Source organism: Acidovorax sp. PRC11 (assembly GCF_031844105.1).
In the GTDB taxonomy this organism is placed as follows: Bacteria; Pseudomonadota; Gammaproteobacteria; order Burkholderiales; family Burkholderiaceae_C; genus Paracidovorax.
On sequence record NZ_JAUZUQ010000007.1, the window covers coordinates 96081 to 118910 of the forward strand.

Genomic DNA, 22830 nt, shown 5'->3' on the forward strand with positions numbered 1-22830 from the left:
CCCACGCGCCGCCTTCTTCCGCTTCGTTCCGTTCTTCCGTCCGCACGCATTCCCTTCGCCGCTTTTTGCCGATACCGCCCGCAATGACCGCCTCCGCCGCTTCCCTGTCCGCCGTTCGCCCCGCGCCCGTGATCGCCATCCACGGCGGCGCGGGCACGCTGAACCGCGCCCACATCAGCCCCGCCCAGGAGCAGGCCTACCACGCCGCGCTGCAGGACGTGCTGCGCGCGGGCCAGGCCGTGCTGGCGCGGGGCGGCAGCGCGGTGGATGCGGTCTGCGAGGCCGTGCGCCTGCTGGAGGAATGCCCGCTGTTCAACGCCGGCCACGGCGCGGTGTTCACGGCCGATTCCACGCACGAGCTGGACGCGGCGGTGATGGACGGCGCCAACCTCGCGGCCGGCGCGGTGGCGGGCGTGGCGCACGTGCGCAATCCGGTGCTGGCGGCCCGCGCGGTGATGCTGCACGGCCAGCACGTGCTGATGGCCGGCGAAGGTGCCGAGCGCATGGCGCGCGACGCGGGCCTGGAGATGGTGGAGCCGTCGCATTTCTCGACCGACGCGCGCCGCGCGCAGCTGGAGGCCGCGCGCGCCAGCCAGCGCGGCGCCGTGCTGGACCACGACGGCGCCGCTGCGCTGGCGGGCCGCGCCCTCGACGAGGACCGCAAGATGGGCACCGTCGGCGCCGTGGCGCTGGATGCGCACGGCCACCTCGCCGCCGCCACTTCCACGGGCGGCATGACCAACAAGCGCCCCGGCCGCGTGGGCGACAGCCCGCTGATCGGCGCGGGCACCTATGCCGACGACCGCACGGCGGCCGTCTCCTGCACCGGCCACGGCGAGAGCTTCATCCGCGTGGCGGCCGCGCACGACCTCTGCGCGCGCATGGCCCACGGCGGCGCGGCGCTCGGCGACGCGGCGGACGCCGTGGTGCACGGCACGCTCGCGGCCCTCGGCGGCACGGGCGGGCTGATCGCCGTGGACCGCCACGGCAACGTCTGCCTGCCCTTCAACACCGAGGGCATGTACCGCGGATTCGCCCGCGTGGGCGAAGCGCCCGAGACCTCCATCTACCGCTGAGGGCCCGGCGCCCGCGCCCCCGCCCTCCGCTCCACGACCGATCTTCCCTTCGCCCGACATGAAATCCACCGCCCCGACCGCCTCCACGACCCTCGCCCTGCCCGAGCAGCGCGTGCTGGCCGTGGATGACCTCACCATCCGCTTCGCCAATTCCGAGCGCACGGTGGACGCCGTGCGCCACCTCTCCTTCCACGTGGACCGCGGAGAAACCCTGGCCATCGTGGGCGAGTCGGGCTCGGGCAAGTCCGTCACCTCGCTGGCGCTGATGCGGCTCGTGGAGCACGGCGGCGGCAAGATCATCGGCGGCTCGGTGGCGCTGCGCCGCCGCAGCGGCCAGGTGCTGGACGTGGCCCGTGCCAGCAACGCCGTGATGCGCGACGTGCGCGGCGCCGACGTGGCCATGATCTTCCAGGAGCCGATGACCTCGCTCAACCCGGTGTTCACCGCGGGCGAGCAGATCGCCGAATCCATCCGCGTGCACCAGGGCAAGGACCGCGCCGCCGCGCGCGCCGAGGCGCTGCGCATGCTGGAGCTGGTGCGCATCCCCGAGGCGCGCAACGTGCTGGACCGCTTCCCCCACCAGCTCTCGGGCGGCATGCGCCAGCGCGTGATGATCGCCATGGCCCTGTCGTGCAAGCCGCAGCTGCTGATCGCCGACGAGCCCACCACCGCGCTCGACGTCACCATCCAGGCGCAGATCCTGCAGCTCATCCGGCAACTGCAGGACGAGATGCACATGGGCGTGATCTTCATCACCCACGACATGGGCGTGGTGGCCGAGGTGGCCGACCGCGTGCTGGTGATGTACCGCGGCGACAAGGTGGAGGAGGGCCCGTCGGACCGCGTCTTCGCCGCGCCGCAGCATGCCTACACCCGGGCGCTGCTGTCGGCCGTGCCCAAGCTGGGCGCCATGCAGGGCACCGACCTGCCGCGCCACTTCGACCTCATCGGCGCCGATGGCACACCCGACACGGAGGCGGTGCTCGAATCCACCCCTGCCGACACCCGCCCCGCGGGCGCCCACCCCATCCTGCGCGTGAAGGACCTGGTGACGCGCTTCGACCTGCGCGCCGGCCTCTTCAACCGCGTGCAGCGCCGCGTGCATGCGGTGGAGCGCGTGAGCTTCGATCTCTATCCCGGCGAGACGCTCGCCCTGGTGGGCGAATCCGGCTGCGGCAAGTCCACCACCGGCCGCTCGCTGCTGCGCCTGGTGGAAAGCCAGAGCGGTGCCATCGAGTTCGGCGGGCGCAATATCCTGGACCTGCCCACCTCCGAAGTGCAGGCCCTGCGCCGCGACATCCAGTTCATCTTCCAGGACCCGTTCGCCTCGCTCGACCCGCGCCTCACGGTGGGTTTCTCGATCATGGAGCCGCTCTTGGTGCACAAGATCGGCACCCGCGAGGAGGCGCAGGCCCGCGTCGATTGGCTGATGGAAAAGGTGGGCCTGCCGCGCGAGCATGCGCAGCGCTACCCGCACGAATTCTCCGGCGGCCAGCGCCAGCGCATCGCGATCGCGCGCGCCCTGGCGCTCAACCCCAAGGTGGTGGTGGCCGACGAATCCGTCTCGGCGCTCGACGTCTCCATCCAGGCGCAGATCGTCAACCTGATGCTGGACCTGCAGCGCGAGCTGGGCGTGGCCTTCCTCTTCATCTCGCACGACATGGCGGTGGTGGAGCGCATCAGCCACCGCGTGGCGGTGATGTTCCTCGGCCAGATCGTGGAGATCGGCCCGCGCCGCGCGATCTTCGAGAACCCGCAGCACGCCTACACGAAGAAGCTCATGGCCGCCGTGCCGATCGCCGATCCGGCGCGCCGCCACCTGAAGCGCACGCTGCTGGGCGGCGAAATCCCCAGCCCGATCCGCGCCGTGGGCGACGAGCCGGCCGTGCAGCCGCTGGTGGAAGTGGGCCCGGGCCACTTCGTGGCGCGCCACGCCATCGCCAACCTGTACTGATCCCGCATTCGTTCCTTTCCTTCCTGCCTTCGTTCCTTTTCCAACCGGAGTCCACCATGAAGAAAACCCCGCATTCCCGCCGCATCGCAGCGGGCCTCCTGGCCCTCGTGGCCGTGGCCGCGTCCGGCTCCGCGCTCGCCGCGGGCAACGCCGTGCTGGCCATCTACCAGCAGCCCGAGACGCTGGACCCGTACAACACCAACACGACCATCACCACGGCCGTGACGAAGAGCTTCTACGAAGGCCTGTTCGCGTTCGACAAGGACATGAAGGTCAAGAACGTGCTGGCGGAGAGCTACGAAGTGTCCCGGGACGGCCTGGTCTACACCTTCAAGCTGCGCTCCGGCGTCAAGTTCCACGACGGCACCGACTTCAACGCCGCCGCCGCCAAGGCCACGCTGGACCGCGTGATGGACCCGGCCAACCGCCTGCTGCGCGCCAACCAGTTCAACCGCGTGGCCAAGGTCGAGGCCGTGAACCCGCAGACCCTGCGGATCACGCTCAAGGAGCCCTTCGGCCCCTTCATCAACGCGCTGGCGCACGCCTCGGCCGCGATGATCTCTCCCGCCGCGCTCGCCAAGTGGGGCAGCAAGGACATCGCCTTCCACCCCGTGGGCACGGGCCCGTTCGAGTTCGTCGAGTGGAAGCAGACCGAAGCCATCGTCGGCAAGAAGTTCGCGGGCTACTGGAAGAAGGGCTATCCCAAGGTCGACCAGGTGACCTGGAAGCCGGTGACCGAGAACAACACCCGCGCCGCCATGCTGCAGACCGGCGAGGCCGACTTCGCCTTCACGCTGCCCTATGAGCAGATCGCCACGCTGAAGAAGAGCGACAAGGTGGAAGTGGTGACGGCACCCTCCATCATCCAGCGCTTCCTGACGTTCAACATGCTGCAGAAGCCCTTCGACAACCCGAAGGTGCGCGAAGCCATCGGCTACGCGATCAACAAGGAGGCGCTCTCCAAGGTCGCCTTCAACGGCTACGCCTTCCCGGCCCAGGGCTTCGTGCCGCAGGGCGTGGAATACGCCGTGAAGATGCAGCCGATCCCCTACAACGTGGCCAAGGCCAAGGAACTGCTGAAGGAAGCCGGCTTCCCCAACGGCTTCGAGACCACGCTGTGGAGCGGCTACAACAACACCACCAGCCAGAAGGTGATCCAGTTCCTGCAGCAGCAGCTGCAGCAGGTGGGCATCAAGGTGTCGGTCGAGGCCCTGGAGCCTGGCAAGCGCGCCGAGACCGTGGACGCCTGGCCCGATCCCAAGACCTCCAAGCTGCGCCTGTACTACATCGGCTGGTCGTCCTCCACCGGCGAGGCCGACTGGGCGCTGCGCCCGCTGTTCGCGACCGAATCGTGGGCGCCGAAGCTCGCCAACTACGCCTTCTACAGCAACCCGGTGGTGGATGAGTCCATCGCCAAGGCGCTGCTGACCACCGACGGCGGCGAACGCGCGGCGCTCTACAAGACCGCGCAGGAGCAGCTCGCCAAGGATCTGCCGCGCATCCCGCTGGTCACGGAGGAAGTGCTCTACGCCCACGCCAAGCGCCTCTCCGGCGTGTACGTGATGCCCGACGGCAACATCAACAGCGACGAAATCTCGCTGAAGTAAGCCTCCGGGCTTGCGGCCCCCGCACGCCGCGGGGGCCCTTTTCCCGTTTTCCGCTCCCGTTCCCGTTCCGCTTCCGTCTTCCCCTCGCTGCGCACCGCAGCGCCGCACCCATGCTGAACTATTTCCTCAAACGACTGCTGGGGCTCCTGCCCACGCTGCTGATCGTGGCGGTACTGGTGTTCCTCTTCGTCCACATGCTGCCGGGCGACCCTGCGCGCCTGGCCGCCGGGGTGGACGCCGACGAGGCCACCGTGCAGATCGTCCGCCAGGAGCTGGGCCTCGACAAGCCCCTGCCCGAGCAGTTCGTGCACTTCTTCTCGCGCATGGTGCAGGGGGATTTCGGCACATCCATCCGCACCCGCCGCCCCGTGGCCGCCGAGATCGGCGAGCGCTTCATGCCCACGCTGCTGCTCACCATCGCCGCCATGGCCTGGTCGGTGGTGCTCGGCATGGGAATCGGCATCCTCTCGGCCGTGTACCGCAACCGCTGGCCCGACCGGCTCGGCATGACGCTCGCGGTGTCCGGCATCTCCTTTCCCGCCTTCGCGCTCGGCATGACGCTCATGCAGGTGTTCTCGGTGCAGCTGGGCTGGCTGCCCACCGTGGGCGCCGACAGCTGGAAGCACTACATCCTGCCCTCGATCACGCTGGGTGCCGCGGTGGCCGCGGTGATGGCGCGCTTCACCCGCGCCTCCTTCGTCGAGGTGGTGCAGGAGGACTTCGTGCGCACCGCGCGCGCCAAGGGCCTCAACGAGCGCACCGTGGTGCTCAAGCACTGCCTGCGCAACGCGCTCATCCCGGTCGTCACCATGATGGGCCTGCAGTTCGGCTTCCTGCTGGGCGGCTCGATCGTGGTCGAAGCCGTCTTCAACTGGCCCGGCCTCGGCCGCCTGCTGGTGGATGCCGTGACCATGCGCGACTACCCCGTCATCCAGACGCTGGTGCTGCTTTTCTCGCTGGAGTTCATCCTCATCAATCTGGTGGTGGACATGCTCTACGGCTTCATCAACCCGACCATCCGCTACAAGTGAAGCGCACGGACCGGACCCCCTCCACCGACGAAGACACGGTATGACCACGCCCTCCATTCCCACGCCGCCCGACGCCGCCCAGGTGGCGGCGGCCACGGTGGCCCCCGCCGCCGGCAATGCCTCCACGGTGCGCACCCCCTGGCGCGAGTTCTGGCGCAAGTTCAAGAAGCAGCACGTCGCGGTGGCCGCGCTGGTGTTCGTCGTGCTGCTCGTCGCCGTGGCCGTGCTGGCCCCGGTGATCGTGCCGTTCGACGCCGAGAACTTCTTCGACTACGACCGCCTCAACGACGGCCCCTCGGCCATGCACTGGTTCGGCGTCGATCCGCTCGGCCGCGACATCTTCAGCCGCATCCTGATGGGCGCGCGCATCTCGCTGGCGGCGGGCTTCCTCTCGGTGGCGATCGGCTGCCTGATCGGCACCACGCTGGGCCTGCTGGCCGGCTACTACGAAGGCTGGTGGGACCGCATCGTGATGCGCATCTCCGACGTGCTGTTCGCCTTCCCCGGCATCCTGCTGGCGCTGGGGGTGGTGGCCATCCTCGGCAGCAGCATGACCAACGTGGTGGTGGCCGTGGCGGTGTTCAGCGTGCCGGCCTTCGCGCGGCTGGTGCGCGGCAACACGCTGGTGCTCAAGCAGATGACCTACATCGAGTCCGCACGCAGCATCGGCGCATCGGACTGGACCATCATCGTGCGGCACATCCTGCCCGGCACCATCTCCTCCATCGTCGTGTACTTCACGATGCGCGTGGGCACGTCCATCATCACGGCAGCGAGCCTGTCGTTCCTCGGCATGGGCGCGCAGCCGCCGACGCCGGAGTGGGGCGCCATGCTCAACGAGGCACGTGCCGACATGGTGAACGCACCGCACGTCGCGCTGTTCCCGAGCCTCGCCATCTTCCTCACCGTGCTGGCCTTCAACCTGCTGGGCGACGGCCTGCGCGACGCGCTGGACCCCAAGATCGACCGGCAGTCATGAGCGCGCGCGACCTCGCGGCCGCCGCGCCGCCGCGCATCGGCCTGCTGGACTCGGGGCCGCTCGACGCGATCACCGACGTGGCGGGCGTCACCGTCGGCCATGCCACGCTGGCCGACGGCCCGGTCCAGACCGGCGTGACCGTCATCCATCCGCACGCGCTCGACCCGTACCGCCACAAGGTGCCGGCGGGCGCCGCCGTCATCAACGGCTTCGGCAAGAGCGTGGGCCTGGTGCAGCTGGAGGAACTGGGCCAGCTGGAGACGCCGGTCGCGCTCACCAACACGTTCTCGGTGCCCGCCGTGGCGCAGGCGCAGATCCGCGACTGCGTGCGCGCGAATCCCGAGACGGGCCGCGCGCTGCCCACCGTCAACCCGCTGGTGCTGGAATGCAACGACGGCTTCCTGAACGACATCCAGCGCATGGCCGTCGGCGACGAGCACTACCGCGCCGCCTGCGCAGGCGCCGGGGCGCAGGTGCCCCAGGGTGCCGTGGGCGCAGGCCGCGGCATGTCGAGCTTCCAGCTCAAGGGCGGCATCGGCACCGCGTCGCGCCGCGTGCCGCTCGCCGGCGGCCACCGCACCGTGGGCGCGCTGGTGCTCGCCAACTACGGGCTGCTGCCGAACTTCGTCTGGGGCGGTGCCGCAATCGGCGCGGGCCTCGCCGACGCCCTGAAGGCGGAAGCAGAAGCGCGCGCCGCCGCGGCCGGGCCCGAGAAGGGCTCCATCATCATGGTGCTGGCCACCGACGCGCCGCTGGACGCGCGCCAGCTCGCCCGCCTCGCCCGCCGCGCCGCCGCGGGCCTCGCGCGCACGGGCTCGGTGTACGGCCACGGCAGCGGCGATATCGCCATCGCGTTCTCCACCGCCTACACCCTGCCGCACCTGCCGGAGGAGGCCATGCCGGCCGTTCCCATGGTGCACGAATCGCTGCTCGACGGCCTGTTCCAGGCGGCGGCGGACAGCGTCGAGCAGGCCATCCTGCACGCGCTCTGGCACGCGGAAACCGTCACCGGCCGGGACGGCCATCGCCGCCACGCCCTGCGCGACCTGCTCGCCCGGGCCTGCTGACGCCGGCTGCCGCATCCCAGCCCGTTCCGCTTTTTCTTCTGTCCCTTTCCACGCCGAGTGCAGCCCTCCATGAAAATCCTCATCTCCGTCGACATCGAAGGCGTGGCCGGCGTCTACCACCCCGAACAGGTGCGCGCCGGCAACCCCGAGTACGAACGTGCCCGGCGCCTGATGGCGGCGGAGGCGAACGCCGCCATCGCGGGGGCGTTCGAAGGCGGCGCCGCCGAAGTGTTCGTGAACGATTCGCACGGCGGCTTCCGCAACATGCCGCCGGACCTGCTCGACGCGCGCGCGCAGGCCATCCAGGGCAAGCCGCGCTACCTGAGCATGGTGGCCGGCGTGGAGCTGGGCGTGGATGGCGTCTGCTTCATCGGCTACCACGCGCGCTCGCGCGCCCACGGCATCCTCGCCCACACGATCAACAGCTTCGCGTTCGCGCGCATCGCGCTCAACGGCCGCGAGCTGGGCGAGGCGGGCATCTACGGCGCGCTGGCCGGTGCCTACGGATCGCCCGTCATCGCCGCCTCGGGCGACGACGCCTTCATCGCCGAAACGCGCGACCTGTTCCCGCACGCGACCTTCGTGCAGACCAAGCGGGCCACCGGCGCCACCAGCGGCACCAGCCTCTCGCCCGAACGCGCCTGCGCCGCGATCCGCGAGGGTGTGACGCGGGCCATGGCGCAGGTGCGCAGCGCCCGGCCGTTCTGCATCGACGGCCCCGTCACCGTCGATCTGGTGGCGCAGTCGGTCGCGCTGGCCGACCTGTTCTGCCAGTGGCCCACGCTGGAGCGCACCGCACCCGACGCGCTGCGGTTCACCGCGCCGGACACCGAATCGGCGGTGCGGATGGTGAACTGCCTGTCCGCCATGTCCAGCATGTTGAGGTAGGGAACACCCCCCCTGAGGCGCTGCGCGCCTTCCATGCAGCCGCCAGAGGCGGCAGCCCTTCGGGCACGTCCGAGCCTGCGCAGGCAGGCTCGGAGCCGCGGCCCTCAGCCCCTTTCCCGCCGTGCATGGCGCGGCGGGCAGGGGGACGCCGCCGGTGGCACGGCGAAGCCGGTTCCACGGCGTCTGCTGGCTGGGCCTGCTCCGCGGCCTTCTGAATGTTGCGGCAGCGCCGGTTTCGAAGTTTGCGCACAATGCTCCCATTCCAGAGTCAATGAAATGAATGCACTTGAGAATTCGTCCGCGGCTGCCGTGCCCGCGATGACCGTCGGCATCGTGGCCGGCATGGGCCCCGCCGCGGGCGTGGATTTCGCGCGGCTGTTCGTGCGCGCGGCGGAGCAGTGGCTGCAGGGCCATGGCCAGGCCGTGCGCGACCAGGCGTTTCCCGAGCACTGGATCGCCCAGGTGCCGGTGGTGGACCGCACGCAGGCGCTGCGCGATCCGGCGGCGCCGCAGCCGCTCGAAGGAATGGTGTCGGCGCTGGAGCGCCTGGTGGCGGTGGGCGCGCGTGCGGCGGCCATATCGTGCAACACGGCCCATGCGTGGCATGCGGCTCTGCAGGAGCGGGTGCCCGGTGTGGAGCTGCTGCACATCGCCCGCGAGACCGCCGCCGAGCTGCAGCGCCGGGGCATCCGCCGCGCGGCCCTGCTCGCCACGCAGGGCACCTACGGCATGGGGCTGTACGACGAGGCCTTCGCCACGCACGGCGTGGAGTGCGTGCTGCCTTCGGCCGAGGCGAAGGAATGGCTGATGCAGGGCATCTACGACGGCGTGAAGGCCGGCGACGTGGCCCTGGCGCGCCGCCGCTTCGCCGCGGTGGGCGAGGCCGTGCGCGCGCAGCACGGCGACGTGCCGCTCGTCATGGCCTGCACCGAGATCCCGCTGGCGCTGCCCGATGCGCCCGAGGCCGCCGGCTGGACGCTGGTCGATCCGTCGGAGATCCTGGCAACGGCCCTGGTGCGCCGCGCCTACGGCGGCCGCTGACACTGCGCGGCCGTGCGTGCCGGCCACAATACGCACATGTCCGATGTGCACTCCGATGAACTGCTCGCGCAGGTGGCCTCGCTGCCGCCGCTGCCCGGCGTCTACCGCTATTTCGACGCCCAGGGCGGCCTGCTCTACGTGGGCAAGGCGCGCAACCTCAAGAAGCGCGTCTCCAGCTACTTCACCAAGACCCATGGCGGCACGCGCATCGGCCACATGGTCGGCAAGATCGCGCGGCTGGAAACCACCGTGGTGCGCTCGGAGGCCGAGGCGCTGCTGCTGGAGAACAACCTCATCAAGACGCTCAATCCGCGCTACAACATCCTGTTCCGCGACGACAAGAGCTATCCCTACCTGAAGATCACCGGCGTCGCGGCGCGCGACGGCACCGGCGAGCAGCCCGGCCAGCGCTTCCCGCGCGTCGCGTACTACCGCGGCTCGATGGACAAGCGGCACCGCTATTTCGGGCCCTATCCCGGTGCCTGGGCGGTGAAGGAAACCATCCTGCTGCTGCAGAAGGTGTTCCGCCTGCGCACCTGCGAAGACACCGTCTTCTCCAACCGCACGCGCCCCTGCCTGCTCTACCAGATCAAGCGCTGCTCGGGCCCCTGCGTGGACTTGATCTCGCCCGAGGCCTATGCGATCGACGTGCGCAACGCCGACGCCATGCTGCGCGGCGAGACCAAGGAGCTGCTGCAGGCGCTGGAGTCGCGCATGATGGAGCACTCCGGGCGGCTCGAATTCGAGCAGGCGGCGGACATCCGCAACCAGATCACCGCGCTCTCCCGCGTGCTGCACCAGCAGGCCATCGAGACCGTTTCCGACAAGGACGTGGACATCCTCGCCGTGAAGGTGCTGGGCGGCCGCGCCTGCGTGAACCTCGCCATGGTGCGCGGCGGCCGCCACCTGGGCGACCGGCCGTACTTCCCCGTCCACGTGGAAGACGCGGCCGCGGTGTACCAGGCGGAAGAGGGCGGGGAGGGGAGCGACGGCGCCGACGGCGCGGTCGAGGCCGAGGCCGCGGACGCTGCGGCGGATGCGGCGGATGCGGCCACCGCCGTACTGCGCCCGCCGCAGCGCTCGCTGGAAGTGCAGGTGCTCGAGGCCTTCATCGCCCAGCACTACATCGGCGTGCCCGTGCCGCCCGTGCTCGTCACCAGCGAGCCGGTGGACCGCGCGCTGCTGGAAGCGCTCTCGCTGCAGGCCGGCATCCGCGTGAGCGCCGTGCACCAGCCGCGCGAACAGCGCCGCGCCTGGCTGGAGATGGCGCAGAAGAATGCCGACATCCAGCTCGCGCGGCTGCTGTCGGAGGAAGGTTCGCAGCAGGCGCGCACCCGCGCGCTGGCCGAGGCGCTCGACCTGCCCATGGACGACCTGGAGACGCTCACCATCGAGTGCTTCGACATCTCCCACACCGCGGGCGAGGCCACGCAGGCCTCGTGCGTCGTGTTCCACCATCACCGCATGCAGAGCAGCGAATACCGCCGCTACAAGATCGAGGGCATCACCGGCGGCGACGACTATGCCGCCATGCGGCAGGTGCTCACGCGCCGCTACAGCAAGGTGGTGGAGGCGCAGCGCGAGGCCGGCGGGGCCGATCCCGCGCCGGGGCAGGCGCGCCTGCCGGACCTGGTGCTGATCGACGGCGGCAAGGGGCAGGTGAGCATGGCGCGCGAGGTGTTCACCGAACTGGGGCTGGACCTCACCCGCATCGTCGGCGTGGAGAAGGGCGAGGGCCGCAAGGTCGGGCTGGAGGAGCTCGTCTTCGCCGATGGCCGCGAGAAGATCTACCTCGGCCGCGATTCGGCCGCGCTGATGCTCGTCGCCCAGATCCGCGACGAGGCCCACCGCTTCGCCATCACCGGCATGCGCGCGGCGCGCGCCAAGACGCGCATCGGCGGCGGGCAACTGGAGGAAATCCCGGGCGTCGGCCCCAAGAAGCGGGCGCGGCTGCTGCAGCGCTTCGGGGGCGTGCGCGGCGTGGCCGCCGCGAGCGTCGAGGATCTGGCCACCGTGGACGGCATTTCCGTCGAGCTCGCGCAGGAGATCTACCGCGCCCTGCGCTGAGCCCGCAGGGGCATCCGGCGGATGGGCCGGAACGCCGCGGTGGCATGACACAATCGGCCCATGTTCCTGACCATCCCCACCATCATGACCTGGACGCGCATCGTCGCGATACCCTTGATCGTGGGCGTGTTCTACGCGCCGCTGGAGCCGGCCACGCGCAACCTCATCGCGACGGTGATGTTCGTCGTCTTCGCCGCCACCGACTGGCTCGACGGCTACCTGGCGCGCAAGCTGAACCAGACCTCCTCCTTCGGCGCCTTCCTCGATCCGGTGGCCGACAAGTTCCTCGTCTGCGCGTCGCTGCTCGTGCTGGTGCACCTGCAGCGGGCGGACGTGTTCGTGGCCCTCATCATCATCGGCCGCGAGATCGCCATCTCGGCACTGCGCGAATGGATGGCGCAGATCGGCGCGTCCCGCAGCGTGGCCGTGCACATGCTCGGCAAACTGAAGACCACGGTGCAGATGGTCGCCATCCCCTTCCTGCTCTACGACGGCCGCATCGCGGGTGCGATCGACACGGGTGTCTGGGGCACCTGGCTGATCTGGCTGGCCGCGGTGCTCACGGTGTGGTCGATGGTCTATTACCTGCAGAAGGCCTTGCCGGAGATCCGCGCGCGGGTCAAGCGGTGATCACGCCGGGGCGGCGCGGGCCTGCCGCATGTCAATGGGTGCTTGCGATAGCGGTCACGGCGCGCGTTGCGCAAACCCCGCGCATCCCCTTGCGCGCCCGGAATTGCAGCTAAAATCCACAGCTTCCGCCGCCCCAAGCGGCCCGTTGTATTGACACCCGGAAAGTCGATGGCTTTAATCTGGCACAGCGGCATCTGCCCCCGCCAGCACCTCCCACGCCCCGTCCCGAGCCCCGCGCTGCAGCGGCTGCTCCGGCGCGTGTGAAGGCCGGATTCGCGCCAGGCTTTCCCTCCATACCCTTTCCCGAGAGGCTTCTTGTGAACAAGACCGAACTGATTGAGCAAATTGCGAACAACGCCGACATCTCCAAGGCCGCTGCCGCCCGCGCGCTGGAGTCCATGATCGATTCGGTGAAGAAGACGCTGAAGAAGGGCGGTACGGTCTCCCTCGTCGGTTTCGGCACGTTCGCCGTGGGCAAGCGCGCTGCGCGTACGGGCCGCAATCCCCGTACGGGCGATACGATTAAGATCAAGGCTGCTAAAGTTCCGAAGTTCCGCCCCGGCAAGGCATTGAAGGATGCCCTCAACTGAGGCCACAGGTTCAAGGTGGGGTGCTTAGCTCAGTTGGTAGAGCGGCGCCCTTACAAGGCGTAGGTCGGCGGTTCGACCCCGTCAGCACCCACCACTAAAAACCTAATGAAATCAAGGGCCTAGAGAAATTTAGGCCCTTTTTCTTTGCCCGCTCCGCCACCTCCGAAGGACGCCAAAGGACGCCACTGCCACCCACAAAACGCCGCCTGCCACCCGTACTATCTCCGTAAACGGCATAGAATCGCGCCCGCAACCAACGCTCAGGAGGGCCATGGCAGGCAAGAGAAAACGGGGCAACTCGTGGGAATACATCTTCAAGCGGGCCGGGGTGCTGGAGAAGCCGCTGTACCTCAGCTTCGATGATGAGGAGGAGGGGGACCGGTACGCGGCTAGGCTCGACGCCCTGCTGGAACGCGGGATCGTCCCGACCGAGCTGCGCACGCCCGATCGGCCCATGACCATCCAGCAGCTCGCGGGGCTGTACATCCGGGATGCGCACCCGTCCAAGAAAGACATCGGCGCCCTGAACACCATCGTGGCGTCCCGCGGCGGCGCCCCCCTCACCAAGATCGATTCCGGCTGGGTGGACGACTGGATCACGGAAATGAAGCGGGTCGACAAGCTCGCGCCGTCCTCGATCCGGGCCAAGGTGGGGGCTCTCGCGCGGTGCTGCGACTGGGGTATGCGCAAGGGCTTCCTGGTCATGCCGGACCACCCGCTGCGCACGCTGCCGGAGGGCTACGCCCAATACACCAAGGCGGACGAGGCGATCGCCGGGGTGAAGCGCGAGGACGTGGAGCGCGATCGGCGCCTGGAGGAGGGCGAGTTCGAGAAGGCGCTGGCTGTGCTCGCCGGCGGCGTGCTGGCCCGCAAGCAGCGGCCGCTGGTGCTGGAGCACGCCCGGGCCCTGCGCTGCCTGATGATCCTGGCCGTGGAATCGGCCATGCGCCTGCGGGAAATGTTCACCTTGCACCTCGCCCAGCTGGACCTGCCGCGGCGCACGGTGTTCTTGGACAAGACAAAAAATGGGGATAAGCGTCAGGTGCCGCTGTCGTCGGTCGCGTTGGCCGAGCTGCGAAGCTACCTGGATGAAGTGCACGGGCTCTCCCCTGAGCCCGGCACGCGGTTGTTCCCCTGGTGGAACGGGGAAGCGAATGATCTGGATGCGACCAGCGACTACCTGAGCAAGCTGTTCATCGACATCTTCTCCCAGGCCGGCGCCGAGGGTCTGAAATTCCATGATCTGCGGCACGAGGCCACGAGCCGGCTGTTCGAGCGCACGCAGCTCTCGGACACGCAGATCATGAAAATCACCGGGCACAAGAGCCAGCGGATGCTGATGCGCTACGCGAACCTCCGCGCTTCCGACCTGTCGAAGGCGCTTTGGTAGGCCGACGGCTCAGGCGCTCGGCGGTCTGCTCGATGACGATCTTCTCGGCGTAGGCGAGCACGTCGCGCGTGAGGAGCAGGTAGGCCCGCCCGGCCTTGCCCGCGGGCAGATCTCCCTGGCGGATCAGCTTCTCCACCGAGTGCGGGTGCATCTTCAGGGTGTCGGCCGTTTCCTGGAGATCCATGGTGGGCTTGATAGGGCTGTTCATGCGGGGCTCGCTTTCTGCGCCCAGTCGGCGCGCATGGCGGTCAGGTGGGTGGCGGCCGAGTGCTCGACTTGGGCAGCGACGGCGGCGCGCGCCTCGCGCTCCAACCGCGGGAGGAAGTCCGCCCGGTGCTTGTGCAGCAGCTCCCGGCCCGCAAGCAGGTCGGGATGGAGCGAAAGGCAGTCGTCGGCCGGGTCCAGGATCGCGTTGCGGTCCCAACAGATGACGTGGCACATGCCGTCGATCACCCGTCCGTAGAAATTCGGCGTCCGCCGCAGCAGCTTGGCCAGGTGGTTGTACAGCGCCTGCAGGTGCTCGCGGTTGTCAGAGTCGAACTCTTCGTCTGCGGCGAGTGCGGCGCGAAGATCGTCTGGGCCATCCGTCGCCCACGGGCCACCCCATCGTGAGTCGATCGCGGAGAGCACCCAGTGAAGTTCGTCGGCCGCATCGATGTCGCGGGCGGAAGGGCGGGCCATCTTCATGCTGCACCCGCCTTCCCGTTGGTGCAGGGGGTACCGTCTTCCATGGCTCCGTGGTGCCCCGGGCGGTTACTGCCGCAGACCAGGCATTTCCACCGGGCGTCATCGGAGGGCTTCTGCGTGGGGGGGGGCGGTTGCGTATCGAGCGCGGGCGGCAGCAGTCCATGCTTTCTTGCCACGTCCAGAAGGTCGCTGGCTCTGACGGAGACATCCAACTGGACGCACGTCTCAAGGTTCGCGTCTGGCTTTTTCGCGGCGATCCTGACCCACTCCAGCTTTCGGCCGAGCATGAAAAGCGCGAGCTGTTCCGTGGTCATTGCAGGCACGGCTTCCAGACCGAGCGGCGACGAGCTGGTCGTGGCGGGGGCCGGCGTCACCCCGCCCGCCTTGAATTGCTCCCAGAGGGTTTCGATGGGATTCGTGTATTTGCCGCCCATGGAGTGCAGCGTGCGCGTGGCCTGCAGTTCGGCGACGTGATGGGTCGGACCGAGTAGGGCATGCAGCACCTGGCGAAGAGCATTGGCGTCTACGGTGATGGTTGCTTGGGACATTGGGGGCTCCAAAAAAATGCCCCGCGCGGCGGCGGGGCTGTGGGCGGGTGGATCAGGCGGGGGCGCTTTCCGTCCGCCCGTAGTAGCGCTCCACTTCCCGGACCAGCTCCAGCGCATCCAGGTTGGAAACGCTGTACGAACGGGCCCAGGAGGCAGCCGTGATGAGGGCCATCGCCGTCGCCGTGGGCATCTGCAGGCCCGCAGCCAGCGCTTTCGCATTGGCCTGGGGGTCGGCCGGGACCGGGAGCGCTGGCGCGCGGGAGAGGGTGCCCGACGGCGGCAGCAGGCGGCCGTCCCACTCGGCGCCGGGCCTCGGGAAAGTGCTGCCGTGGCCACCGGGGCCGTTCCACTTCCAGCCCTTGGCGGTCTTGCACCAGGCGCCGCCGCCGGCGCAAGGGGCTTTCGTGCCGATCGGGGCGTCCTCAAGGGTGAATTCGTTTTCGATCATCGTCATGCCGCCTCCGCTGCCCCGCCGTGTGCGGCGGCCATGAACCGCCCGCGCACTGCTGCGTCACCCGCGACCAGGTACACCAGCCCACGGCGCAGGCGCATGTAGTCGTAGGTCGAGCCGATCCACTTCCGCTCTGCCACCCAGCCGTGCTCGCCTGGGGCGGGGATCCAGTGCGTGGCGTTCATGGCCGGGGCTTCGGTTGCTGGTGGGGGCGCCCCGTGGGTGGCGAGCAGCAACTGGAAATGCCGCTCCAAGTACGCGCGCCGAGCCTCCTCGGGCGGCATCGGCTCGAGCTTGTGCTTCGCGCTGGGGGCGATTCCGTCGAGCATGGGCCAGCGGCCGCCGTCGATGTGCATCAGGTCGCGCTGCTCCGTGTGCAGCGCCACCAGGTCCGCATGCTTCACCTCGGCGGGCGTGGCCGCCGGCAGCCCGAACTGCGCCAGGATCGCGGCCTCGACGCGGTGCTCCAGCGCCTTGTATTCCGGCATGAGGCGCTTCAGGGGGCTCGACATGTCGCCCATGACGGCCTCCACGTCGTCGTGGTGCAGCGCGTGGTAGGCATGCTCCGGCGGCACGAGGTGCGACACCAGCACGGCATGCTGCGCGACAGAGTAAAAGCCGCGGCAGTGACCGGTGAATCGGCAGAGGTGGGACAGCGCGTGCGCGATGTCCTCCACGCTGACGGGCGTGCTCTCTGGGTCCGTGAAGCTGAAATACCGACCCGAGGCCAGGAGGATGGTGGGCCCGATCGCCTGGTCGCGGGCTTCGAGCTGGGCTGTGGTTTCGGTCATGGATGGTTTCCTTGGGGCGTGGGCTTGATGCCGAGCGTGCGGGGCCGCGAGAAGTACGCGGGCAGCTCGGCGGCGTTGTAGGCATCCCAGAGCGCCTGACCTTCCGGGCATCGGGTCTGGGTGTTGGGGCTCGCACCTGCTCCGATGCAGGTGCCGCAGCTGACGTGGTGGAGCTGGTAGGCCTTGTCGGCCGCATCCCGGGGTGCTCGGACATACGGACTCCAGAAAAAGAAAACCCGCCGGGTGGCGGGCTGAGGTTGTGGGGGTGTGCCGGGGCTATCCCGGCGGGGCTGGCGCGCTGGCTCGGGCCGCGGCGCGCTGCGTGACCAGGCGCACGCAGTCCGCGCAGACGTGGCAGGCCCTGAAGGGGCGGGCGCCCTCGGCGGGCTTGTCCTTGTCGCACACCATGCAGTGCACGGTGGCGAGGTCGGCGAAGGTGAGGCGCGCTGGGCGGCCTTTGGTGGGGCTCTTCATGGCCGGCGCCAAGCGTGCGCACGCATCGATTCCAGGGCGCGCTCCTGGCGGCGGATCTCCTGTTCGTAGTGCGCCCGGTCTGCGGTCACGGCATCGAAGATGCGCGTTGCCACCTCCATCGGAGGTCCGTCGATGGTCAGGCCGGGGTGCAGTCCAGCCAGCAGCGCCAGCGCCTGCTCGTACTGTTCGACGGTCGGCGCCAGGTTGGTGTCGGCGCTCATGCTCCGCCGTCCTGCCGCGCGCCGGCGGCCGGCAGCCGGTGCCACTCGCTGCAGCGGTAGCCGGCCACCAGCACGTTGCCGTTGTAGTGCACGACGGTGATGGTGGGTTCCTGCTCCTCGTGCCAATGCGCCGGCCGGTGGACCGTGCCCACCACGGGCGCATGCCGCGGGCCGAGCAGCACGCGCTCGCCATCCGGCGCCGTCTCGATCGGCATCCACCCGTCTGCCTCCTGAGTGGGGGCGGCGGCCGGGGCGCGATGTGCGTCGGCGTAGGTTCGCATCTGCTCGGCGCAGTAGCCATCCTCGGTGGTTCCGATGGTTTTGGCGTGCCATGCCGGCTCAGGCAGCGGCGCATAGGCCGGCGCCACTGCTGCGGCGGCGAGCATGCGGTCCAGTGCATAGTCCAGGCGGTCGGCCCAGAACCCGCCGACGCGGTATGCCTCCCGGAATACCCTGCGCATGTCCGGCGTCACCTTGCCGGGCACTGCTCCCGCATCCGCCTGGGGGCGCGGAGGGTGGGCGTAGAGCGGCACCGTGTACGCCTCAGCCTTCGTCTTGCAGCCGATGCCGAAATCCTCCAGCCATGCTTTTTTGCGGGCTGAGTTGATCACATCAGACGTGGCAGGGTCCATCCATGCGGCGGGCTCGGCCTCCTGGGCGGCCGGTGGTGCTTGCACCCCGGCCAGCGCCCTTGCGGCCTGATTCGCTCGATCCATGCGTGCTGGGCATTGATCAAGTCGCTGGTCTGGGTCGCTCAGCATCTCGCGCAGGACGTCGAGGGCCAGTCCGATTGCCTCGGGCTGGGTTGCCGCCGGGGCGGCCGTGGTGGTGTTCTCGGTCATGGTGATCCTTCAGGCATTGGTGGGGTCAGGCGGTGTATTCCTGCTCGGCGATCTCGCACTGCAGACCACAGGCCGGCGGGGACAGGTCGCGCCGCGCCTTGCCGGGAGGTATGTCGCGCAGGCTGTAGCGCACGCCCGTCTTGCGATCGCGGAACAGGTAGGCGCCTGGGCCGATGCTTTCCTGCACCTGGCACAGCCGCTCGAATTCCTCGGGGAAGTCTTCGCGGATGGCGCGGAAGTAGCCTTCGCCACCCTTGACGCAGCCGATGCAGTTGGCGTTGGAGTAGCCGAGGCGGTACATCGTCGGCAGCTCGATCCCCGCGCGTTCGACCATCGCCAGGCAGTCTTTCTTCCCCAGGCCGCGTTCGATGAGCGGGGCCACCACCGTCTTGTCCGGGTTCCGCTCTCGGAAGTCTTCGAGGCGGTCTTCTTCCTCGGCCGTGTAGCCGAATACCATCACGTCCCCCGGCTGGCGCCACGAGTCGAGCAACTTGCGCTTCAGCTCTGCCGTGCAGGGCGCGCCGTACCGCGATTTCATGAACTGCTTGCGGCGGAAGACTTCGATCACGGAGGCGCCGTATCTCTCGTTGCGCAGCACCGTGATGGCCCGCCCGAACCAGCGTTCGCAGTCCGCCAGGAACCGGCGGTTGTCCGGGTGCTCCTCCTGGACGAGCGCATTCAGGATGTGGACCTCATGGGTGCCGCCGTACTGGGCAAGCGCGATCTTCGTGGCCACGGCCGAAGCCGCGCCGCAACTGAATTGGCAAACGATGCGGGCCATGGTGGCCTCCTGTGGTGTGGATCAATGCCCGCAGGGCAGGCCCTGGCCCTCGGCGGGCCGGTGGGGGATAGGGGCGCCGCAGCTGGCGCAGCGCAGTTGGGTCTGGCGCTGCTGCCACCAGAGATCCCGGGCGCGGGCGGCGGCGCGCTGCGCGTCGGGCAGCGAGGCCCGGGTGCGGCTCTCGGCCAGGTGGTCGGCCGGCGCGCTCATGGTTGGGGCTCCGGGAAGGGCTCCACCCGGCCATCCGGGTAGTGCAGGCGGTCGCCCATGCGGCTGGGCAGATCGAGGGCGCGGTAGCGGCCGGCGGGGAGGCCGCGGGACCGCTGCAGCTCGCCGCCCTGGTAGTCGCCGTCCGGCGGCGTGTAGGGCTGGGTGGTGGGGGAATGGGGCATGGGGATTCCAAAAAAAAGCCCGCTGGTGCGGGCGGGTGGGTTCAGGCTGCGGCGCGCAGCTGGTCTGCGCCGTCGCTGTAGTTCAGCCGGACGATCAGGCTCATGGGCAGGGGGCTGACGCTGTTGCCTGCCATGCGCACCTGGGCGGTCTTCGTGAGGGGCTTTCCCGCGGCGGTGCGGTCGATCACGTAGGTGGCCGGGAAGTCCTGCGCGTTGTAAAGCTCGCGCGGCACCAGCATGCGCAGCGTGATGTCCACGATCACCCAAGGCTCGCCCTTGAGCCACACCGTCACCAGCGCCAGGCGGTCGTGCGTGGTGATGGTCGTCATGGGGTCGCGCAGGTCCGACCACTGCCCGCCGTTGCCGTGGTAGCGCATGAGGAACGCCGCGCACTGGAGCGCGCCGGCCTCGTGCTCGGGGCTCAGCTGGTACTGGACCAGCGCGTGGTGCTCTGCGCCGGCCGTCAGGGTGGGCACCGGCTCATCCATCCCGCGGCCCACAGAGTTGCGGCGCAGCGTCACCAGGTGGGCTGCCGCCAGCTGCTGCTGGCTGCCCGAGGTCGTGACCGTGGACACGCCCTCCCGCAGGTCGCGCGCGTGCACCGTGTTATGCCCGCCGTTCGCCTGGACCATGTACGCCGCCGCCAGGCTCTGGCCGCCGCCGCTGGCCGTCACCGTGCCCAGCGGCCCGGTAATGTCGTTGGCGCCGTGGCTCCAGCGCTTCCCGCCGCTGTTGCCCTCGCCGTGACCGGCCTGGACGAGGTAGGCTCCAGCCGCAGCGAACTTCTGCCCGCCGGCGGTGATGGTGCCCAGCGCGGCGCGCGGGTCGAGCGCACGCGGCTGCTGCCCGGGGCGCTCGCCGTAGCCCATCTGCACCAGGTGAGCGCCCATCAGCGCTGTCTCGCCGCCCTTGGCGGTCGTGATGGTGCGCATGGGCTTGGTCACGTCGTAGGCCGTGTCCCGGGTGTGGGTCACAGGCATCAGAGCGGGCGCGATGCCAGAGACGATGAACGGCTCGGGGCTCTCCAGCACGTACTTCCGCATGCCGTGGGCGATGCGGCGCTTCGTGGCTTCTGCCAGCTCCTTCTTGCGGCCGAAGATGCTGGCGCCCGGAATGCTCCAGTCGATGCAATCGGCGGCCGGCCGGTGGCGCTGCTGCCCAGCCTTCGGCTTCTTCGCGTGGGTCTGCTCAGGCCACACGATCGGCAGGCCGTCGCACCGCGCGATCATGTAGAGCCGGGTGCGGGTGCTGTGCGCGCCCAGGTCTGCATTGCAGATCACGCGCCATTCGACCTTGTAGCCCATGGCACGCAGCCCACCGACGAAGTGCTCCCAGTTCCGGCCCTTGCGCTTCGCGTCCGGCACCAGGAACTGGTTGCGCCGCGGCACCACCTCGCCCGGAGCTGCCACGCGGTATACCGTCTTGCCGGCGGCGTCCGTCACCTTGTCCAGCGTGATGACGCGGCGTGTGTCCGGGCAGCGCTTTGCGACCAGCGGCGACCACTGCAGCATCTGCTCGACGTTCTCCAGCGTGATCACGTCGGGCCGGGTCTTGCCGGCCCACCGGTGCACCACCCAGGCCAGGGAGCGGATCTCCTCGCTGCGGGGCTGGCCGCCCAGCGCCTGGCTGTGGTGCGTGCAGTCCGGCGAGGCATGCAGCAAGCCCACCAGCTGGCTGCGCGTGACGGCGAGCGGATCCACCTCGCGCACGTCCGCCCGGTAGTGCCGGGTCTGCGGGTGGTTAATCTCGTGCATGCCGATCGCTTCGGCGTCGTGGTTGATCGCCACGTCGACGTGCCGGCCGATGGCCTGCTCGATGCCGGTCGATGCACCGCCACCACCGGCGAACAGGTCGATCACCAGCTTGGCGGCGAGCGGGAGGATGAACTGGGGTGCGAGCATGCGGGCTCCAGAAAAAGAAAAGCCCGCTCGTGGCGGGCTGTGGGTGTTGGTCAGGCGGCTGGCGGGTGGGAGGGGCAGGGCCAGCGCAGCGATCCGTCGCCGGTGGGGCAGGTGCACAGATCCGGGGCCTGGGATTCCGATGTGGGTGGTGCCGCGCCGCCCAGGCCCGCGCGGCCCTCGCCGCCCAGCGCCTCGATCAGGTCGGGGATCAGCTTGGAGAGTTCGCCCGTGGCGATCGCCACGTCGGTGTCGAAGCCCGAGTCGTCCTGGCCGCGGCCCTCGAACACCGTATCGAGGAACGACACCTTCTTGATCTGCAGGCCTTCGGTCAGCACGAAGGCGACGCGGTCGTCCCAGCTCATCGCGAGCTTGGTCGGCAGCTTGCCGGCGGCGATGTGCTCGCGGATCTCGTCTATGTCGAGCGGGTGGCGGCCGTACCGCACCACGGCCTTCGTCTCGTCGGCGGCTTTCAGTTCGCACTCGCGGTCCAGGCTGAACCCCTCGGGCGGCTCCTGCTCCTTGAGCCAGTGCGCCATGGCGGCCTGAGGGCTGGTGGCTGTGTCCAGCAGGGACAGCGACAGGCCCGGCAGCGCCTCGACCAACAGAGACACCACCTCGTCAGCACGCCCCTGGCTGCCGGTATCGAGCACCAACAGGCGCGCCTCGATGTCGATCCAGACCCACATCGCCGCCTGCTTCGAGAAGGCCATGGGCAGCAGGTCCAGCTTCGCCTCTTCCTTCAACTCCCGGGTCTCCTTCTTGCCGGGCTTGCGGCCCGTCTCCTGCTCGATGCGCGTGGCCTTGTCCTTCACCCTCCGCGCGAGCACCGCGGCAGGGATGGTCTTGGCCTCGGTCATGAAGCGCAGGATCCACTGGCCGCCTACGGATTCGACGAGCGCGCCGTAGGCCTCGCCTCGCGGCGGCACCCATCCGACGGATTTCTCCTGGGTGGCGCCGCACTCCACGAACGGGGTGCGGGCCAGGGCTTCCTCGAGCTGGGCGAGTTCTGCATGCCACTCGGCGATGCGGTAGATGATCAGGTTGGAAAACATGGGCTGGGGCTCTCGTGTTGATGGTCAACGGGCGCGCAGGCACTGCACGGTGGTGGCATCGATCCATGCCGGCGTGGTGCCGGGCTCGCACGCGCGGGCCGCGGCGGCGGCGCGGCGCTCCTCGGCGGCCTTGACGTGGGCCTGCTCGGCGGCGGCGCGGTGGCGGGTGTCGGCCTGGCTGTCGTCTTGGCCGGCCCAGATCAAGGCCGCGAAGATCAGCAGCCCCAGCCCAACGGAGCCGAGGAAGGTGCTCTGGGGCTTCGGGGCGGGGGCTTGCGTGGCTGCGCGCATGGCGGGGTGATGAACGTCCATGGGTGTCTCCGGTTGGGAAAAAAAGGAAGGTCCGCGCGAGGCGGGCCAAGTGTGGTGG

Annotated in this window: 26 protein-coding genes and 1 tRNA gene; 13 read left to right on the plus strand and 14 right to left on the minus strand. The window is 69.4% G+C overall.

Annotated features, from left to right (window positions below; translation table 11 throughout):
* Positions 1-83: 83 nt before the first annotated feature.
* The 13 genes from Q9R47_RS09970 to Q9R47_RS10030 all read left to right on the plus strand — a co-directional run bounded on the left by Q9R47_RS09970 (position 84) and on the right by Q9R47_RS10030 (position 14320).
* Positions 84-1076, plus strand: a complete 993-nt coding sequence (locus Q9R47_RS09970) for an isoaspartyl peptidase/L-asparaginase (protein ID WP_311233055.1) — start codon at positions 84-86, stop codon at positions 1074-1076.
* Between the two features lie 58 nt (positions 1077-1134).
* Positions 1135-3030: a dipeptide ABC transporter ATP-binding protein gene (locus Q9R47_RS09975; protein ID WP_311233056.1), complete on the plus strand. Its 1896-nt coding sequence runs from the start codon at positions 1135-1137 to the stop codon at positions 3028-3030.
* 56 nt (positions 3031-3086) lie between these two features.
* Complete coding sequence (gene gsiB / locus Q9R47_RS09980; RefSeq protein ID WP_311233057.1) at positions 3087-4637, plus strand: glutathione ABC transporter substrate-binding protein GsiB; 1551 nt, start codon at positions 3087-3089, stop codon at positions 4635-4637.
* A gap of 110 nt (positions 4638-4747) precedes the next feature.
* Positions 4748-5668, plus strand: coding sequence for a glutathione ABC transporter permease GsiC (gene gsiC / locus Q9R47_RS09985; protein ID WP_311233058.1), 921 nt, complete (start codon positions 4748-4750; stop codon positions 5666-5668).
* 40 nt (positions 5669-5708) lie between these two features.
* Complete coding sequence (gsiD, locus tag Q9R47_RS09990; protein WP_311233059.1) at positions 5709-6647, plus strand: glutathione ABC transporter permease GsiD; 939 nt, start codon at positions 5709-5711, stop codon at positions 6645-6647.
* On the plus strand, positions 6644-7714 hold the full coding sequence (locus tag Q9R47_RS09995; RefSeq protein ID WP_311233060.1) for a P1 family peptidase: 1071 nt from the start codon (positions 6644-6646) through the stop codon (positions 7712-7714). The genes gsiD and Q9R47_RS09995 overlap by 4 nt, the downstream gene beginning before the upstream one ends.
* Positions 7715-7783: 69 nt before the next feature.
* The gene (locus tag Q9R47_RS10000; RefSeq protein ID WP_311233061.1) at positions 7784-8602 is read left to right on the plus strand and encodes a M55 family metallopeptidase; all 819 of its coding nucleotides are present in this window, start codon (positions 7784-7786) and stop codon (positions 8600-8602) included.
* A 276-nt stretch (positions 8603-8878) separates the two neighbouring features.
* Positions 8879-9643, plus strand: a complete 765-nt coding sequence (locus Q9R47_RS10005) for an amino acid racemase (RefSeq protein ID WP_311233062.1) — start codon at positions 8879-8881, stop codon at positions 9641-9643.
* Between the two features lie 36 nt (positions 9644-9679).
* Entirely contained in the window at positions 9680-11710 is a 2031-nt protein-coding gene (gene uvrC / locus Q9R47_RS10010; protein ID WP_311233063.1) for an excinuclease ABC subunit UvrC, read from the plus strand.
* A 60-nt stretch (positions 11711-11770) separates the two neighbouring features.
* Entirely contained in the window at positions 11771-12340 is a 570-nt protein-coding gene (pgsA, locus tag Q9R47_RS10015; protein ID WP_311233064.1) for a CDP-diacylglycerol--glycerol-3-phosphate 3-phosphatidyltransferase, read from the plus strand.
* Positions 12341-12657: 317 nt separating this feature from the next.
* On the plus strand, positions 12658-12930 hold the full coding sequence (locus Q9R47_RS10020) for an HU family DNA-binding protein (protein ID WP_311233065.1): 273 nt from the start codon (positions 12658-12660) through the stop codon (positions 12928-12930).
* Positions 12931-12948: 18 nt separating this feature from the next.
* A tRNA-Val gene (locus Q9R47_RS10025) sits at positions 12949-13024 on the plus strand.
* Between the two features lie 177 nt (positions 13025-13201).
* Positions 13202-14320, plus strand: coding sequence for a site-specific integrase (locus Q9R47_RS10030; protein ID WP_311233066.1), 1119 nt, complete (start codon positions 13202-13204; stop codon positions 14318-14320).
* Here Q9R47_RS10030 and Q9R47_RS10035 read toward each other — a convergent pair.
* The 14 genes from Q9R47_RS10035 to Q9R47_RS10100 all read right to left on the minus strand — a co-directional run bounded on the left by Q9R47_RS10035 (position 14241) and on the right by Q9R47_RS10100 (position 22772).
* Entirely contained in the window at positions 14241-14528 is a 288-nt protein-coding gene (locus Q9R47_RS10035) for a helix-turn-helix domain-containing protein (RefSeq protein ID WP_311233067.1), read from the minus strand. The two genes, Q9R47_RS10030 and Q9R47_RS10035, sit on opposite strands and share 80 nt — an antisense overlap.
* Positions 14525-15007, minus strand: coding sequence for a hypothetical protein (locus Q9R47_RS10040; RefSeq protein ID WP_311233068.1), 483 nt, complete (start codon positions 15005-15007; stop codon positions 14525-14527). The genes Q9R47_RS10035 and Q9R47_RS10040 overlap by 4 nt, the downstream gene beginning before the upstream one ends.
* The gene (locus Q9R47_RS10045) at positions 15004-15555 is read right to left on the minus strand and encodes a hypothetical protein (protein ID WP_311233069.1); all 552 of its coding nucleotides are present in this window, start codon (positions 15553-15555) and stop codon (positions 15004-15006) included. Before Q9R47_RS10045 ends, Q9R47_RS10040 begins: the two co-directional genes overlap by 4 nt.
* A gap of 52 nt (positions 15556-15607) precedes the next feature.
* The gene (locus Q9R47_RS10050; RefSeq protein WP_311233070.1) at positions 15608-16009 is read right to left on the minus strand and encodes a hypothetical protein; all 402 of its coding nucleotides are present in this window, start codon (positions 16007-16009) and stop codon (positions 15608-15610) included.
* Positions 16006-16797, minus strand: a complete 792-nt coding sequence (locus tag Q9R47_RS10055) for a hypothetical protein (RefSeq protein ID WP_311233071.1) — start codon at positions 16795-16797, stop codon at positions 16006-16008. The genes Q9R47_RS10050 and Q9R47_RS10055 overlap by 4 nt, the downstream gene beginning before the upstream one ends.
* A gap of 276 nt (positions 16798-17073) precedes the next feature.
* A complete protein-coding gene (locus Q9R47_RS10060) occupies positions 17074-17271 on the minus strand; it encodes a hypothetical protein (protein ID WP_311233072.1) in 198 nt (65 codons plus the stop codon).
* Entirely contained in the window at positions 17268-17492 is a 225-nt protein-coding gene (locus Q9R47_RS10065; RefSeq protein WP_311233073.1) for a hypothetical protein, read from the minus strand. The genes Q9R47_RS10060 and Q9R47_RS10065 overlap by 4 nt, the downstream gene beginning before the upstream one ends.
* Complete coding sequence (locus Q9R47_RS10070; RefSeq protein ID WP_311233074.1) at positions 17489-18334, minus strand: hypothetical protein; 846 nt, start codon at positions 18332-18334, stop codon at positions 17489-17491. The genes Q9R47_RS10065 and Q9R47_RS10070 overlap by 4 nt, the downstream gene beginning before the upstream one ends.
* A 25-nt stretch (positions 18335-18359) precedes the next feature.
* Complete coding sequence (locus Q9R47_RS10075; protein WP_311233075.1) at positions 18360-19115, minus strand: hypothetical protein; 756 nt, start codon at positions 19113-19115, stop codon at positions 18360-18362.
* A 21-nt stretch (positions 19116-19136) separates the two neighbouring features.
* The gene (locus Q9R47_RS10080; RefSeq protein ID WP_311233076.1) at positions 19137-19325 is read right to left on the minus strand and encodes a hypothetical protein; all 189 of its coding nucleotides are present in this window, start codon (positions 19323-19325) and stop codon (positions 19137-19139) included.
* Entirely contained in the window at positions 19322-19507 is a 186-nt protein-coding gene (locus Q9R47_RS10085; RefSeq protein WP_311233077.1) for a hypothetical protein, read from the minus strand. The genes Q9R47_RS10080 and Q9R47_RS10085 overlap by 4 nt, the downstream gene beginning before the upstream one ends.
* Before the next feature lie 41 nt (positions 19508-19548).
* Complete coding sequence (locus Q9R47_RS10090) at positions 19549-21408, minus strand: DNA cytosine methyltransferase (protein ID WP_311233078.1); 1860 nt, start codon at positions 21406-21408, stop codon at positions 19549-19551.
* Positions 21409-21458: 50 nt separating this feature from the next.
* Entirely contained in the window at positions 21459-22460 is a 1002-nt protein-coding gene (locus tag Q9R47_RS10095; RefSeq protein ID WP_311233079.1) for a recombination-associated protein RdgC, read from the minus strand.
* Between the two features lie 24 nt (positions 22461-22484).
* On the minus strand, positions 22485-22772 hold the full coding sequence (locus tag Q9R47_RS10100) for a hypothetical protein (RefSeq protein WP_311233080.1): 288 nt from the start codon (positions 22770-22772) through the stop codon (positions 22485-22487).
* Between the last annotated feature and the right edge of the window lie 58 nt (positions 22773-22830).

Excerpts from the sequence above, each read along its gene's own strand:
- Q9R47_RS09970 (WP_311233055.1), top strand. The coding sequence starts at position 84 with ATGACCGCCTCCGCCGCTTCCCTGTCCGCCGTTCGCCCCGCGCCCGTG.
- Q9R47_RS09975 (WP_311233056.1), top strand. The coding sequence starts at position 1,135 with ATGAAATCCACCGCCCCGACCGCCTCCACGACCCTCGCCCTGCCCGAG.
- gsiB (WP_311233057.1), top strand. The coding sequence starts at position 3,087 with ATGAAGAAAACCCCGCATTCCCGCCGCATCGCAGCGGGCCTCCTGGCC.
- gsiC (WP_311233058.1), top strand. The coding sequence starts at position 4,748 with ATGCTGAACTATTTCCTCAAACGACTGCTGGGGCTCCTGCCCACGCTG.
- gsiD (WP_311233059.1), top strand. The coding sequence starts at position 5,709 with ATGACCACGCCCTCCATTCCCACGCCGCCCGACGCCGCCCAGGTGGCG.
- Q9R47_RS09995 (WP_311233060.1), top strand. The coding sequence starts at position 6,644 with ATGAGCGCGCGCGACCTCGCGGCCGCCGCGCCGCCGCGCATCGGCCTG.
- Q9R47_RS10000 (WP_311233061.1), top strand. The coding sequence starts at position 7,784 with ATGAAAATCCTCATCTCCGTCGACATCGAAGGCGTGGCCGGCGTCTAC.
- Q9R47_RS10005 (WP_311233062.1), top strand. The coding sequence starts at position 8,879 with ATGAATGCACTTGAGAATTCGTCCGCGGCTGCCGTGCCCGCGATGACC.
- uvrC (WP_311233063.1), top strand. The coding sequence starts at position 9,680 with ATGTCCGATGTGCACTCCGATGAACTGCTCGCGCAGGTGGCCTCGCTG.
- pgsA (WP_311233064.1), top strand. The coding sequence starts at position 11,771 with ATGTTCCTGACCATCCCCACCATCATGACCTGGACGCGCATCGTCGCG.
- Q9R47_RS10030 (WP_311233066.1), top strand. The coding sequence starts at position 13,202 with ATGGCAGGCAAGAGAAAACGGGGCAACTCGTGGGAATACATCTTCAAG.
- Q9R47_RS10035 (WP_311233067.1), bottom strand. The coding sequence starts at position 14,528 with ATGAACAGCCCTATCAAGCCCACCATGGATCTCCAGGAAACGGCCGAC.
- Q9R47_RS10040 (WP_311233068.1), bottom strand. The coding sequence starts at position 15,007 with ATGAAGATGGCCCGCCCTTCCGCCCGCGACATCGATGCGGCCGACGAA.
- Q9R47_RS10045 (WP_311233069.1), bottom strand. The coding sequence starts at position 15,555 with ATGTCCCAAGCAACCATCACCGTAGACGCCAATGCTCTTCGCCAGGTG.
- Q9R47_RS10050 (WP_311233070.1), bottom strand. The coding sequence starts at position 16,009 with ATGACGATGATCGAAAACGAATTCACCCTTGAGGACGCCCCGATCGGC.
- Q9R47_RS10055 (WP_311233071.1), bottom strand. The coding sequence starts at position 16,797 with ATGACCGAAACCACAGCCCAGCTCGAAGCCCGCGACCAGGCGATCGGG.
- Q9R47_RS10060 (WP_311233072.1), bottom strand. The coding sequence starts at position 17,271 with ATGAAGAGCCCCACCAAAGGCCGCCCAGCGCGCCTCACCTTCGCCGAC.
- Q9R47_RS10065 (WP_311233073.1), bottom strand. The coding sequence starts at position 17,492 with ATGAGCGCCGACACCAACCTGGCGCCGACCGTCGAACAGTACGAGCAG.
- Q9R47_RS10070 (WP_311233074.1), bottom strand. The coding sequence starts at position 18,334 with ATGACCGAGAACACCACCACGGCCGCCCCGGCGGCAACCCAGCCCGAG.
- Q9R47_RS10075 (WP_311233075.1), bottom strand. The coding sequence starts at position 19,115 with ATGGCCCGCATCGTTTGCCAATTCAGTTGCGGCGCGGCTTCGGCCGTG.
- Q9R47_RS10080 (WP_311233076.1), bottom strand. The coding sequence starts at position 19,325 with ATGAGCGCGCCGGCCGACCACCTGGCCGAGAGCCGCACCCGGGCCTCG.
- Q9R47_RS10085 (WP_311233077.1), bottom strand. The coding sequence starts at position 19,507 with ATGCCCCATTCCCCCACCACCCAGCCCTACACGCCGCCGGACGGCGAC.
- Q9R47_RS10090 (WP_311233078.1), bottom strand. The coding sequence starts at position 21,408 with ATGCTCGCACCCCAGTTCATCCTCCCGCTCGCCGCCAAGCTGGTGATC.
- Q9R47_RS10095 (WP_311233079.1), bottom strand. The coding sequence starts at position 22,460 with ATGTTTTCCAACCTGATCATCTACCGCATCGCCGAGTGGCATGCAGAA.
- Q9R47_RS10100 (WP_311233080.1), bottom strand. The coding sequence starts at position 22,772 with ATGGACGTTCATCACCCCGCCATGCGCGCAGCCACGCAAGCCCCCGCC.